Raw genomic sequence first — 13,430 nt, forward strand, 5'->3', positions numbered from 1 at the left:
AGGCGCGCTTTCTTTTAGTAGAACGGCTGCTGGTGCCGGCGCCAGTAGATCTGCCGGGCCACACGTTCACCGATGGTGTTCCATACCTTGTACCGCAGCGGATCCAGGATCAGGTCATAGCAGCCCACGAAGTCCGTGACGGTTTTCGAGAAGCTGGTTTTGAAGAGGCCCAGGCCGTGATGGGGATGTTCCTTGTTCTTCAGCTGGTCACTGGGCGGGGTGCCGCAGAAGTCATACTCTTCAATGCCGAAGTCTTCCTTCAGTTCGTTGATCGCGGTCCACTGCACCAGGTGGGAGTCTCCGTACTGGTTGCGGCGGGGTTTGGATCCGCCGTCCTTATACGTCCCCTTCCTGCCGTAGGCGATGACAAACGCACCAACTGTGGGTTCGCCCTCTTCAAAGGCGAAGTAGAACCGGCCCTGGCCCGCGGCCACGAAGTTGGACCAGAAGCGGTGGTAATACTCGTAGGAGCGCATCCTGGCCGATGAACGGTCCTCGATGTGGCTCATGAGCCGGTACATGGTGCGCATGTTCTCTTCGGTCGGCTCGACACGCCGGACATCGGCGCCCTCACGGATGGCACGGCGGACCGCATTGCGTCCGCGCGATGAAAGGTTCTTCAGCAGCTGCTCGGTGTCCGGTGTGGTGTCCAGCAGGGCCGTGGAGTCATTGGGCTGCAGGTTGAACGTCTTCACCAGGCCTGCACCTTCGAACAGGGCACGCACCTCGGGGCTGTCCACAATGTCAGGTTCCACCTTGACGGCGAAGACGTTCCGCTTGGTTTCCCTGATGAACCGGCGCAGCGCCTCAAGCACTTCGGGCACGTGGGCCGGCTCCGCGACGTCGGGCCCCTTAATGAGGTACCAGAGGCTGCCCAGCCCGGGGACTTTCTTCTCTATGGCCAGGTTGTACGTCGTGTAACCGCGGCCCGTGAAGACAAGATAGATGGGATTCCAGCCATGGCGGGACTTGACCTCCGCGTAGGACGCGGACTGCAGCACGTTCCCGCCGCACGGGTTGGACTGCACGTGGCTGTCCCACTTTTCCATCTCGTCGGCAGTGGCCAGGCGTGCACTAAAGTCTCGCAAAATACCTCAACTAATCGCTTGATCGCTTGATCGTTTGCACCATTGCGGGTGATCCGGAGCGGCCCCGGCAAAACCCCGGGGAACCGTCCTTCAGTCTATCTGCTGGTGTCACGGCTGAATGAAATCCGCGGGCTGCGGGATTGTGAGTTCAGCTCCCCAAAAGCGCCCGGTTTCCCCAGGACTCCGCCCTCCCTGCTCAGGATGGCGTGCGCGGAGGGCGAGTGCCGCTAGACTAGATGCAAACACATGGACTTTTACGGAATGGCGGGCTTCACATGGGACGGCAACTGGAACTCGGACTGGATACTTTTGGTGACGTCACCTCTGATCCGGACGGCGAACGGCTGGCGCAGCCTCAGGTCCTGCGCAACGTAGTGGCCGAGGCCGTTCTGGCGGATTCGGTGGGCATTGACTTCATCGGAATCGGCGAACACCACCGCGACGACTTTGCGGTGTCGGCCCCGGACGTTGTCCTGGCAGCCATTGCCGGGCAAACCAGCCGCATCCGGTTGGGCTCGGCAGTCACAGTCCTGAGTTCCGATGATCCAATCCGTGTCTTCCAGCGCTTCTCCACTCTGGATGCAGTCTCCAACGGCCGTGCCGAGGTGGTGCTGGGCCGCGGCTCCTTCACGGAATCCTTCCCGCTCTTTGGCCTGGAACTGTCCCAGTACGAGGAGCTTTTTGAAGAAAAGCTGGAGCTCTTCACCCGGCTGCGCAGCGAGAATCCGGTGACATGGAACGGCAGCACCCGGGCACCCCTGCAGAACCAGCGTGTCTACCCGCCCACCGCTTCAGGGGAACTGCCGACGTGGATCGCCGTCGGCGGCACCCCTCAGTCCGTGGTGCGTGCCGCCCATTACGGTTTGCCTCTCATGCTGGCGATCATTGGCGGTGAACCGGCCCGCTTTGCCCCCTTCGTGGATCTGTACAAGCGCGCTCTGGCCCAGTTCGGCCGTCCGATGCTCCCGGTGGGCGCCCACTCCCCCGGTTACGTCGCTGCAACCGATGAGCAGGCACTCGAGGAAGCATGGCCGCATTTCGAGCGCATGCAGAACAGAATTGGCCGCGAGCGCGGCTGGAGCCCCACCACGTACAGCGACTACCTGGCCTCCGCCGGCCCCGACGGTGCGCTGTTCATCGGTTCCCCGGAAACTGTCGCCGCCAAAATTGTCCGGGTCGCCACGGAACTGGAGCTGAGCCGCTTCGACATGAAGTACAGCCTGGGGACGCTTCCGCACGAGAATATGATGAACTGCATCCGCCTGTACGGCACTGAAGTGGCTCCGCTGGTCCGTGAACAGCTCGCCGGAATGGATCCGCTGGACTGACCCGGCACACTATGCCGACGCCGGGAGGAACCAGCGGGTGCGCGGCTGCACTTCGGCCAGGGCTGCTGCCTCGTCCATGACCCGCCGGTCCTCCCCGGTGATCCGTTCCTGTTCCTGACGCAGGTATTCCCGCCAGGTGGCAACGTCGTAGATCTCCCGGAACTGGCGGGCATCCGTCACTGAATGCACCAGTTCCCAGTCCCGGGCACCGGTACGCATCCTGGACAGGCGCACCTCATGCATCAGCCGCACAAACTCGGCGGCCTTATCGGGGGCCAGCTCGTAGGCCGTGAGGATGGTGACCGGCCCGTCGTTGGGTGCCGGCTCCTGGGTGGCTTCGATACCCAGGTCCGCTTCGGCAACGCTCCGGTCCAACCTGCCGGTGCGCGGCAGCAACGGCAGTACAGGGACACTCAATCCTGCCGCCACCAGCAGTGCTCCCGCTGCGGCCAGCACCGGAGCATAGCCGAATGCGGTGGCGAAGGATCCCCAGACGACGGCGCCGATGGCCTGGGATCCAGTGGTCACCATCAGGTACACCGACAGCCCCCGTGCCCGAACCCATTCAGGCAGTGTGAGCTGCATGGCGCTGTTGAGGATCGAGAACGTCGCGATCCAGGAAATTCCGGCCAGGACCAGCAGGATGGCCAGCAGCCAGGCCGGCAGGAAGCCGGCGCCGATAATTGCCGCGCCAAAAACGGCGGCGGACATGCCCAGCATCAAGTTGTCGTGGACCCTGTCCTTGACTCTCGGCAGCAGAATCACGCCCAGGACCGCGCCCGCCCCCAGCGCCCCCAGCAGGAGGCCGTAGCCCGTTGATCCGAGCCCGAGGTGCCCGTTCACGGCCACCGGCAGCAGCGCGTACAGGGCACTGGCGGGCGTCATGAAGAGAGCAGTCCGGAGCAGGATGCGCCGGATGCGCGGAGCTGCCCGGATGTAACGCATGCCGGCCGCGAGCGCTTCCCCCATCCGCTCGGGGTCTTCGGGTTCCGGGGGTGCCCGCCACACATAGACAGCCACCGCGGTGCCCAGGAAGGACACTGCATTTAGCCCGAACACAAAAGCGGGGCCGAGCAGGGAGACGAGCACACCGCCCAGCGCCGGACCCACGGCGCGTGCTCCGTTGACCGCCATACTGCTCAGCGCCGACGCCGCACGGATTTCCTCCCACGGCACCAGATCCGGGTTGATGGCCTGCCACGCCGGCTGGCTGAGGGCCACTCCGCAGCCGATCAGGAAGGTGTACAGCAACAGGGAGTCAGGATCCAGCAGCCCCAGGGCCGCCACCAGGGTCAACAGGCTGGCAGCCCCGGCGGCAAACAGATTTGCACCGAGGATCAGCCGCCGCCGATTAAAGGCATCGGCAAGGAACCCGGCAATGAGGCCAAGCAGCAGGGAGGGCGCCAGGTTCGCCGTCTGCACCAGGGATACCAGCGCGGGGTTCGAGCTGTTTTCCACCAGGTACCACTGCGCACCGACCGTCTGCATCCACGTACCGATGCTGGACCCGATGTTCGCCAGCCAGAGAATCAGGAACGCCCGGCGCCGCAGGGGTGCCCACGGTGATTCCGAAGCCATCAGAGCGCCTCCGTCCGAAGGGTCAAGGGTACGTGTTCCGTGTCAGACCGCCTTGGGAAACCCCGGCCATGCTTTGCGGAACCGTTTCCGTGCCCGCTCTCCGCGTTGCTCCTCCATCGCATGCAGCAGCCCGTATGTGAACCCGTTCTGTCCCGCACCTGAGCTCCCCGCGCCCCACCGGCTCAGGTATTGCCGGCTGACCACGCTGTCCTGGTGTTCGCCGAGAATCTTCTGCAGATGTTCGGCGCCGGTGATCAGTTCGGCGGCGCCGGCGGTATGAACCGGCTGAGCCACTTCAGCGGCGTAGCGCAGGCGTTTGGCTTCCTTGCGTGCTTCATGCAGGGATTCCGACAGATGTTCCCCGTGGCCGGCCCGGCGGGCTGCCCGAACCTGCCGGTGCAGGCGCTTACGATCGCGTTTGAGCATGTCCGCGGCGCTTCGGGCAGCGGGTGCATCCGCCTTGGGTGTGAAACCGGGTGCTGTCACCACGGTTTCCAGCTGCCGGAGCAAAGCCAGATACCGCTCACCGTCCAACACGTCCCCAGCGATGCCTCGGGCGGAGGAGTACTCGCTCAGCAGTTCCTCATCAATGTGCTGCTGCACCGGCCCCATCACCAGTTCTGCAGGTTGCTCCGCCACGAGGTCCTGCAGCCGCACCCGCAGCACCTGTGCATCCCTTGCGGCCCCCAGGATCCCGGCCAGCCATTTCAGTTCGTCCCGTACTTCACGCGCAGGTTCCGGGGGCAGGAAAGTGCGGTAACTGGCCAACGCCGACCTCATCCTGCGGGTGCTGACCCGCATTTTGTGGACGGCATCCGTCTCGTTGGTCCGTATCCGGGCATCCTCCCCCAGCAGGGTAAGGAACTGCCTGTGCAGGTAGGCCTGCAATAACCGCCCGACCGGACCGTCGGGTTCGGGCGGGGCCGGCTGCTCAGCAGCCACGCGCACCGCCATCTGCGCGGCCGTTTGCGCCGGAGGCGAGTGGCCGGATCCCGCCTTAACGTTTCGGATGTTTTTCCTGGTGCCGGATCGGGGCTCACGCTCCTGGATGTCGGGCTCCTGAGCGGTAGGCATGGCTCAGTATAGGACCGGAAAAGCGGTCCAAGGCAGGGGGTTGGGCCCGCGCGGCGGTCCGGAGGGCAAGTCCCCTGTTATTCGGCTGCGGCCCACCGGTAGCATCGCCGATACGAACGGAACAGGGCGGCTGTCCGCACACTTTCATCCTGAAACATCGTCAACCATGAGGGCCGGGCATGCGATACACGAAACTGGGCAACTCGGGGGCCGTGGTGTCCGCAGTGGGACTGGGATGCATGGCCTTTGGCAATCCCCAGCGCGGGATGCACGGCTGGACGCTTCACGAACCTGAGTCCCGGGCGATTCTGCACCGGGCAGTGGAGCTGGGAATCAATTTCTTCGACACCGCCAATGTCTACTCTTCCGGGGACAGCGAGCGCACCCTCAGCGCCACCGTCCTGAAGGACGTACCGCGGGAAGAAGTGGTGATTGCCACCAAGGTGCATGGTGAAATGTCGCCCGGCCCCAACGGATGGGGGCTCTCCCGCAAGCACATCCTCTGGCAGGTGGACGCAAGCCTGAAACGCCTTGGCACGGATTACATCGATCTTTACCAGGTGCACCGCTGGGACTCCACCACTCCGCTGGAGGAGACTCTGGAGACACTGGATGGTTTAGTGCGGGCAGGAAAAGTCCGGTACTTAGGCGCGTCCACCATGCACGCCTGGCAGTTTGCCCGGGCGCTGACCCTGCAGCAGGCGCATGGATGGTCACCGTTCATCACCATGCAGGCCCACTACAACCTGGTGTACCGCGAGGAGGAGCGGGAAATGCTTCCCCTGTGCCAGGCCACAGGGACCGGAATGCTGGCTTACTCGCCGTTGGCGCGGGGCAGGCTGGCACGCCCGTGGGATGAGGTCACCCGGCGGCAGCAGCAGGATGAACTGGGCCACTTACTCTATGCCGGCTCCGAGGAAGCTAATCGTGCCGTCGCCGATGCCGTCCTCAGCGTTGCGCTGCGACACGGCGTTCCGCGCGCGCGGGTGGCCCTGGCCTGGGTGATGGCCCACCCCGTGGTGAGTGCTCCGCTGGTGGGAGCCTCCGACGTCGGGCACGTGGATGATGCCGTAGCCGCCCTGGACCTCCGGCTTTCGCCGGAGGACCTGGAAGAGCTGGAGCGGAGCTACACGCCCCGCCCCGTGGCAGGTTTCTAGCCCTTCACCGCTCCGGAAGTGAGGCCGGAGGAAATGAAGCGCTGCAGGAACAGGAACAGCGCCATGACGGGCAGCGCCGCAAGGACCGCGCCGGCGGAGAACACGCCCCAGGAGCGGGACTGGCTGTCCCCCACGAAGGAGTACAGGCCCACGGCGAGGGTCTGGGCGTCCGGATCATTCAGGACAATGGAGGCGATCAGGAATTCCCCGGTGGCCGTAATGAATGACAGCAGTCCCACGATGGCCAGAATGGGAGTGACCAGGCGCAGGATGATGGTGAAGAAGATCTGTACATGGCTGGCGCCGTCGATGCGGGCCGCCTCATCCAGGGACTTCGGCACCGTATTGAAGAACCCGTACATCAGGTAGGTGTTCACACCCAGCGCCCCGCCGAGGTAGACCATGATCAGGCCGGTCTGGCTGCCCAGGCCAAGCCACGGCACGACGTCGGAGATGCCGCTGAGCAGCAGGAAGATGGCAACGACGCCGAGCATCTGCGGAAACATCTGCAGAAGCATCAGGCTCATCAGTCCGAACCGGCGGCCGGTGAACCGCATCCGGGAGAAGGAGTAGGCTGCCAGGGCGCCGAGGAACACGGTCCCCGCGCTGGTAATCAGCCCGACAATGAGCGTGTTCATGAACCACTTGGCAAAAGGCTTCTGCGGATCCGAGAACAGGTCGATGAAGTTGTCGAGCGCAACGGTGGTGAACAGTCCGTTGGCTGAGACCAGCGTTCCGGTGGGACTGAGTGCTGCGGAGAGTACGTAGGCCAGCGGGAAGAGGGCAAAAACGCCCATGACCACGCCCACGAGGTGGCGCCATCCCTTGTCCCGGAACCAGTGGCCAAAGCTCTTGCGCGGCTGTGCAGCGACGGTGCCTGCGGTGCTTTCCGCGGTGCCCTTGCCTGCCGGGGTCAGAGTCGAATTGCTCATGAGTTCACTTCCTCCAGCGCCTTGGTCTGCCGGAAGCTGACCGCGGAGATGACTGCAACGATGATGAAGATGATGACTGCCAGCGCACTGGCCAGGCCGTAGTCACGTCCTGACCCCTGGCCGAACGCCACCTTGTAGACCAGCGTGATCAGCAGGTCCGTGGCGCCGATGTCCATGTTGGTGTCGGAGAACCGCGGGCCGCCGCCGGTGAGCATGAAGATCACGTTGAAGTTGTTGAAGTTGAAGGCAAATGTGGAGATCAGCAGCGGAGCGGTGGAGACCAGCAGCAGCGGCAGCTTGATGGAGCGGAAGATCCGCCAGGCCGAGGCGCCGTCCATGCGTGCTGCTTCGTTGACGTCATCCGGCAGCGACTGCAGGGCTCCGGTGCAGACCAGGAACATATAGGGGAAGCCCAGCCAGGTGTTCACCAGCAGCACGCTGAACTTGGCCAGCCAGGGATCGGTTAGCCAGGGGATGTCCGCTCCGCCGAAGAGTGTTTCGTTGATAAAGCCGAATTCCTGGTTGAGCATTCCGGACCACACCAGTCCGGCCAGGAACGCCGGGAACGCGTAGGGCAGAATCATGATGGTGCGGTAGATCTTCTTGCCGCGCAGGTTCGGGTGGTTGAACGTCAGTGCCAGGAACAGGCCCAGTCCGAAACAGAGCAGAACCGATCCCAGGGCGAAGGTGAAGGTCCAGAGAATGACACTGACCAGGGGGCCGCGCAGATCAGGATCGGTGAAGGCACGCTCGAAGTTCTCGAAGCCCACGCCCACCTTCCAACCGGTCGGCAGCCGCTCGCCGCTGTCCGAGACATAGGAGCCCTCGCCGCCGTCGGCGTAGACCACGCCGGTCTCCGTGTCAGTGAAAGTGTCAGCCGCCTCGTCATACACCAGGACCGGTTTGAAGACGTAGGCGTTGGAACCGTCGGCGGTCTGCAGGATGCCGTCGTCGAGGTCTTCCGAAAGCGGAACCTTGATGGCGGTGATTTCCTGCTGGACGGACAACAGTTCGTTGAAGTTCAGGGTCCGGTAGCCGTCCGCGCCAACGGCTTTGCCGGTTCCGCCGATTTCGGCGTCTTCAACGTCCTCCAGCGGTTCGCCGGTGGTGCCGATGCGGACGCCGCCGTCGGGATCCGTGACCAGCAGCGACAGGACGTCATCCTTTTCCACCACCGACACCTGGTACGCCGGCGAATCCGGAACGCGCTTCTGCGCACTCATGGAAATGGAGGAAATGGCATCCTCCTTGGTGCTGTTGTGTCCGTCGCCGTAGTTGGTGAAGGCCACGTAGCCGCTGTACACCACCACAAAAACCTGAAAGACGAGCAGGAACAGGACGCCGGGAGCCAGGTATTTGGCCGGCAGCCCGCCGCGGCGCAGGTAGATCCAGTTGATGAGGACCGTCACGGCGGTGGCAACGGCGAGAATCAGCCATTTCTCATTCATGAACAGGGCCATGAGGACGTATACGGCAAACGCATCCGTCAGGCCCAGGAGCAGGATCTTCGCGAGCAGTCCCGCTGTTGAATCCGGGCTGCGGCGGGTTTTCTTCTGCGGTGCGGAAGTACGGGAGCGGACAGGGGTGTCCAGCTGGTCAACCATCGGGGTTCTCCTTGAACCGGTTCGGGCCGGGACGCCGCTCAGAAACTGGGCGGCGTCCCGGCCCGGATACCTTGCCCGCCGGCGTATGCACCGGCGGGCGTGTCTATCTCAGGTGCGGCTGATGCCGGACTACTTGGCGATCTTGGCTTCGACGTTGCTGACCATCTTTGCCCAGGACTCTGCGGGATCGCCCTGGCCCTTGATCAGGGCAAGCTCGGTGCCGCCCCAGTCAGCCCAAACGGCACCCATTTCCGGGATGGCCGGCATGGGGACGCCGTCGGCACCGATCTTGCCGAAGGCTTCAACGATCGGATCTTCGGCAGCCTTCTCAAAGGATGCGGTCAGGGCCGGCGGACGTCCGCCGCCTTCGAACATGGCGTCCTGGACGGCCTCGGTGGTCAGGTAGTTCAGGGCAAACTCAGTGGCGGCCAGGGAGTTCTGGCTCTTGGAGCTGATGAAGAAGCCGTTCACACCGATGAAGGGCTGCGCGGGCTGGTCACCGGCGGTGGGAAGCGGGTCGACGACGACGTTGATCCCGGCTTCCTGGGCCAGCGGCACGTTCCACGGACCGGTCAGGAAGTACGGGGACGCTCCGGCGTTGAACTTCTCCTTGGCGATGTCCGCGGTGATGTTGGAGTTCAGGATGCCTGCGCCGCCTTCGCCCCATTCCTTCACCTTGGCTGCGAAGGCAGCACCGTTTTCGTTGCCCAGCTCCAGCTTGGAGGCGTCGTAGCCGCCGTTCTCGTCAGTTCCGAAGACGGGGACACCCATGGAGGTCTGGAACGGGTACAGGTGGTACGGATCGCCCTGCTTGGGGTCCATGCCCACCAGGAACGGGAACTCGGCACCGTTTTCGACGGCAGCCTTGCCGTTGGCGATGACTTCGTCCATGGTGGTTGCCGGCTCGGGAACCAGGTCCGCGTTGCGCAGCAGGCCAATGTTTTCGATGGAGTAGGGAACACCGTAGGTGCTGCCCTCATACGTCATGGCAGCAACGGAGGATTCCTGGAATTCTGCGGCCTTGTCGCCCAGCTCGATCGGTGCGATCACGCCGTTCTGGACGAACTTGCCCAGCCAGTCGTGCGGGCCGACGATGAGGTCCGGACCCTTGCCGGTGGGAACCTGGGTGATGAAGTCATCGGAAACCTGCTCGAAGTCCTTGGTCACCAGCTTGATTTCAATGCCGGTGTCTTCCTTGAACCGGGCAGTGACATCGGTGAGGGCCGGCGAACGCTCCGCGTCAACCCACATGGTGAGGGTGGTGGCGCCGGCGCTGGCAAGATCGGTGGAGTCCGAGCTTTCGGCAGCGTCGCCGCCGCCGCAGGCGCTGAGGACAAGGGCAGCGGTGACCGAAACGGCCCCGAGAGCGAAGGAACGGCGGCCAAACGCCGTCGTACCCGTGGTGTGCACCTTCATTGGTGTACCTCTCCTAGATTTTCAATGGTGTCAGGCTGTCTCAGGCAGCGCCCGGTTCTCCGCTGTGCTGTTGAAGCGCAGGGAACAGGAGCAAACGGAGAGTCTCCGCCGGGACCTAAGTATGGAGAAAGTGTAAGCGCGTACACCCTGTGCGTCCAATCACAGATCGGCATCACACTAGGTAGTGGGCTGCGACACCGTCTCAGTGTGGGCCTTAGCGCGAAACGGGCGGATTCGTCAGCAATCTTAGCGTTGGATGACCTTGTGGAAGCGTTTTCATTTATCGCCCTCAGTGCCTCTAGGATGGCTCCCATGCTCAGCGACGTTATCTCCACCCCTGGCCCTGATGCCTCCTCCGCCCTTGTCCCCCTTCACGCTGCCTCCAGCGAGCATGAACGCCAGTGGTGGCGCTCATCAGTCATCTATCAGGTGTATCCGCGCTCTTTCCGCGATCTGAGCGGCGACGGCATCGGCGACCTGCCGGGCATCACCGCCGAGATGGCCTCGCTGGCGGAGCTGGACATTGATGCACTGTGGCTTTCACCGTTCTACCGGTCGCCGCAGAATGACGCCGGATACGACGTGGCTGACTACTGCTCCGTCGATCCCCTGTTCGGAACGCTGGACGATTTCGATGCCCTCGTTAACGCGGCGTCCGGCCACGGAATCCGGATCATCGTGGATCTGGTGCCCAACCACTGTTCCAGCGAACACGCACTTTTCCAGGCAGCGCTGGCCGCTCCGGAGAATTCACCCGAGCGTGACATGTTCATTTTCCGTGACGGAACCGGTGAAAACGGTGACGCTCCGCCCAACAACTGGCAGTCCCATTTCGGCGGATCGGCCTGGACCCGAACCATCAATACTGACGGCACTCCCGGCCAGTGGTACCTGCACCTGTTTGACTCCAGCCAGCCCGACTTTAACTGGGACAACCCCGCCGTTCGTTCGGAGTTCGAGCGCGTGCTGCGCTTCTGGCTGGACCGCGGTGTCGGCGGCTTCCGGGTGGACGTTGCCCATGCCCTGATCAAGAAGTCCGGCCTCCCGGACTGGGGCGGACGTGCCGACGGCTGCTCCTCCGAGGGTTTCCCGGGACACGAGGCACCGATGTTTGGCCAGCCGGAGGTCCACGACATCTTCCGTTCGTGGCGCAAGCTGCTGGAGGAGTACGACGGCGAACGCGTCCTGTGTGCCGAAGCCACCATTGATCCGCTGGACCGGCTCTCCGACTGGGTACGCTCCGATGAGATGCATCAGACGTTCAACTTCGCTTACCTGAACCACAGCTGGAACGCCGGCGCCGTGCGCCACGTCGTCGGCTCCTCGCTGGAGGCCTTCGACAAGGTGGGAGCGCCCACCACCTGGGTTCTGTCCAACCATGACGTCGTCCGCCATGCCTCCCGGTTCGGCATCGAGGGCCATCAGGAGCGTCCGGGTGACGGGCTGGGCCCGGAAGACCCGCAGCCCAATTACGAACTCGGGCTGTCCCGGGCCCGCGCTGCAACTCTGCTGATGCTGGCGCTGCCCGGCGGCGTTTATCTGTACCAGGGTGAAGAACTGGGCCTGCCGGACCACACCACCATGCCGCATGACTTCCGCCAGGACCCCAGCTATCACCGCACGGGTGGGGCACGGCTGGGCCGTGACGGCTGCCGCGTTCCGCTGCCGTGGCACGCGGCCGCTGACAGCTTCGGCTTCAGCAGCACCGGCTCCGCGTGGCTCCCCCAGCCTGCCGACTGGGCCGCACTGGCCCGGGATGCCCAGCGCGAGGATCCGGCGTCAACACTGAACCTGTACCGCAGCGCGCTGGCGGTCCGCCGGGAGTATGCCCTGGGCGCCGGTTCCCTGGCATGGTGGCCCGACGTCGACGGTGAATCTGTTGTTGCCTTCGTGAACGGCAACGTTCTGGTGGTGCTCAACATGGGCAGCGAGCCGGTGGACCTTCCTTCGGGCGAGGTGCTGGTCGCCAGTGAAGCGGGAGCTGCCGCCGAAGGAATCCTGGCGCCCAACCACGGCGTCTGGCTCCGGCTAAGCTAATTCCTGCGGCACCGGGCTTCGGCCCGGTGCCGTACACCCGATTCACTGCCGGCTGCCGGCCGGTTCCGTGTACCGCGGCCGGCCAAGCCGTCATCCGCCGCTGCAAAAGCCGATCCGAGGAGAACCGAACCGTGGCAGGCATCAAAGATGTGGCCGCACGTGCCGGAGTTTCATCGGCAACGGTTTCGCGTACCCTCAGCGGCAACGGGAAGGTGTCCGAGTCAACGCGCCGAAAGGTTCAGGAGGCCGCGGATGAGCTGGGCTACGTGCTGTCCTACAACGCGTCGTCGCTGGCGTCGGGGCGGAGCCGGAACATCGGAATTGTCATGCCCACCGTGGGCCGCTGGTATTTCTCCCAGGTTCTCGAAGGTGCTGCGGCAGCGCTCATCGATGCCGGCTATGATCTGACGCTCTACAACACCAGTGACGGTCCAGGTCACCGCGAGAGCGTGTTGACGGAGATGCTGCGCCGCAAGAGGCTCGACGCGGTAATAGCGGTGGCCCTAAAACTCACGGACGAGGAACTCTCCCAGCTGCACGCTGTGGGGAAGCCCATTGTCGCCATCGGCGGGCCGCTGCCCGGGACCCCCACCATCCGTGTGGACGAGGCCGGCATATCCATGCTGGCCACCGATCATCTGATCTCGCTGGGCCACACCCGGATTGCCCATATTGGCGGCGGTGAAGAGCTCGAACGCGATTTCCGAATGGGGAGCACCCGCCGTGACGGCTATGAGCGGGCCATGGCACGGGCAGGCTTGGAATGCCTGCACATCAACAGTCCGAACTTCTCCGTGGCCAGCGGCATGGAGGCTGCCAAGAGCCTTCTGGCGGCACCCCACAACCGTCCCACCGGCATCTTCTGCGCCTCCGATGAACTCGCTATCGGGACCATCCTCGCGTCCAGGAGCCTGGGACTGCGGGTTCCTGAAGACTTGTCCGTCATCGGCATTGACGGGCACGAGCTCGGGGAAGTTTTCGGCTTGACCACCGTCAGCCAGGATCCGAAGGGGCAGGGGGCCGCCGCCGTCGAAGCGGTGTTGTCGCTGCTGGCGAAGAAACCGCTGGAAGCCGATTGGATCCAGCGGTTCTACCCCACCGGCTTCGTTGTCCGCTCCAGCACCTCGGTCCCCTCAGAGCTGCGCCGCTGAGCCCTTCCCGTGCCCGGCTGGCAGCTGGGGCTGCACCCTCGTTATGCCGCGAAAAGCGTGCTTGA

Annotated in this window: 10 protein-coding genes; 4 read left to right on the top strand and 6 right to left on the bottom strand. The window is 64.0% G+C overall.

The window, feature by feature from the left end:
• Window positions 1-14: 14 nt before the first annotated feature.
• Window positions 15-1,088, bottom strand: a complete 1,074-nt coding sequence (locus QMA10_RS07645) for a peptidoglycan bridge formation glycyltransferase FemA/FemB family protein (RefSeq protein WP_290167242.1) — start codon at window positions 1,086-1,088, stop codon at window positions 15-17.
• A gap of 275 nt (window positions 1,089-1,363) precedes the next feature.
• Between QMA10_RS07645 and QMA10_RS07650 the strand changes: the two genes are divergently transcribed.
• Window positions 1,364-2,416 (top strand): LLM class flavin-dependent oxidoreductase, encoded by a 1,053-nt coding sequence (locus QMA10_RS07650; protein WP_290167244.1) that lies wholly within the window; start codon window positions 1,364-1,366, stop codon window positions 2,414-2,416.
• A gap of 9 nt (window positions 2,417-2,425) precedes the next feature.
• Here QMA10_RS07650 and QMA10_RS07655 read toward each other — a convergent pair whose 3' ends face one another.
• Together QMA10_RS07655 and QMA10_RS07660 are read right to left on the bottom strand one after the other, a co-directional pair.
• Window positions 2,426-3,994: an MFS transporter gene (locus tag QMA10_RS07655; RefSeq protein WP_290167245.1), complete on the bottom strand. Its 1,569-nt coding sequence runs from the start codon at window positions 3,992-3,994 to the stop codon at window positions 2,426-2,428.
• Window positions 3,995-4,036: 42 nt separating this feature from the next.
• Entirely contained in the window at window positions 4,037-5,068 is a 1,032-nt protein-coding gene (locus tag QMA10_RS07660) for a CHAD domain-containing protein (protein WP_290167247.1), read from the bottom strand.
• A 179-nt stretch (window positions 5,069-5,247) separates the two neighbouring features.
• On the opposite strand from QMA10_RS07660, the gene QMA10_RS07665 reads away from it, so the two are divergent.
• Complete coding sequence (locus QMA10_RS07665) at window positions 5,248-6,225, top strand: aldo/keto reductase (protein ID WP_290167249.1); 978 nt, start codon at window positions 5,248-5,250, stop codon at window positions 6,223-6,225.
• Here the strand turns inward: QMA10_RS07665 and QMA10_RS07670 are convergent.
• From QMA10_RS07670 to QMA10_RS07680, 3 genes are all read right to left on the bottom strand, one after another.
• The gene (locus QMA10_RS07670; protein ID WP_290167251.1) at window positions 6,222-7,157 is read right to left on the bottom strand and encodes a sugar ABC transporter permease; all 936 of its coding nucleotides are present in this window, start codon (window positions 7,155-7,157) and stop codon (window positions 6,222-6,224) included. The genes QMA10_RS07665 and QMA10_RS07670 overlap by 4 nt on opposite strands.
• The gene (locus tag QMA10_RS07675) at window positions 7,154-8,761 is read right to left on the bottom strand and encodes an ABC transporter permease subunit (protein WP_290167254.1); all 1,608 of its coding nucleotides are present in this window, start codon (window positions 8,759-8,761) and stop codon (window positions 7,154-7,156) included. Before QMA10_RS07675 ends, QMA10_RS07670 begins: the two co-directional genes overlap by 4 nt.
• Before the next feature lie 129 nt (window positions 8,762-8,890).
• On the bottom strand, window positions 8,891-10,177 hold the full coding sequence (locus QMA10_RS07680) for a maltose ABC transporter substrate-binding protein (protein WP_290167256.1): 1,287 nt from the start codon (window positions 10,175-10,177) through the stop codon (window positions 8,891-8,893).
• 312 nt (window positions 10,178-10,489) lie between these two features.
• On the opposite strand from QMA10_RS07680, the gene QMA10_RS07685 reads away from it, so the two are divergent.
• Window positions 10,490-12,214 carry a glycoside hydrolase family 13 protein gene (locus QMA10_RS07685; RefSeq protein WP_290167257.1) on the top strand — a complete coding sequence of 575 codons (1,725 nt, stop codon included), beginning with the start codon at window positions 10,490-10,492 and terminating at the stop codon, window positions 12,212-12,214.
• 131 nt (window positions 12,215-12,345) lie between these two features.
• Window positions 12,346-13,365: a LacI family DNA-binding transcriptional regulator gene (locus QMA10_RS07690; RefSeq protein WP_290167258.1), complete on the top strand. Its 1,020-nt coding sequence runs from the start codon at window positions 12,346-12,348 to the stop codon at window positions 13,363-13,365.
• Window positions 13,366-13,430 lie beyond the last annotated feature (65 nt).

The sequence above is a fragment of the Arthrobacter sp. APC 3897 genome (genome assembly GCF_030407495.1).
Classification (GTDB): Bacteria; Actinomycetota; Actinomycetes; order Actinomycetales; family Micrococcaceae; genus Arthrobacter_B.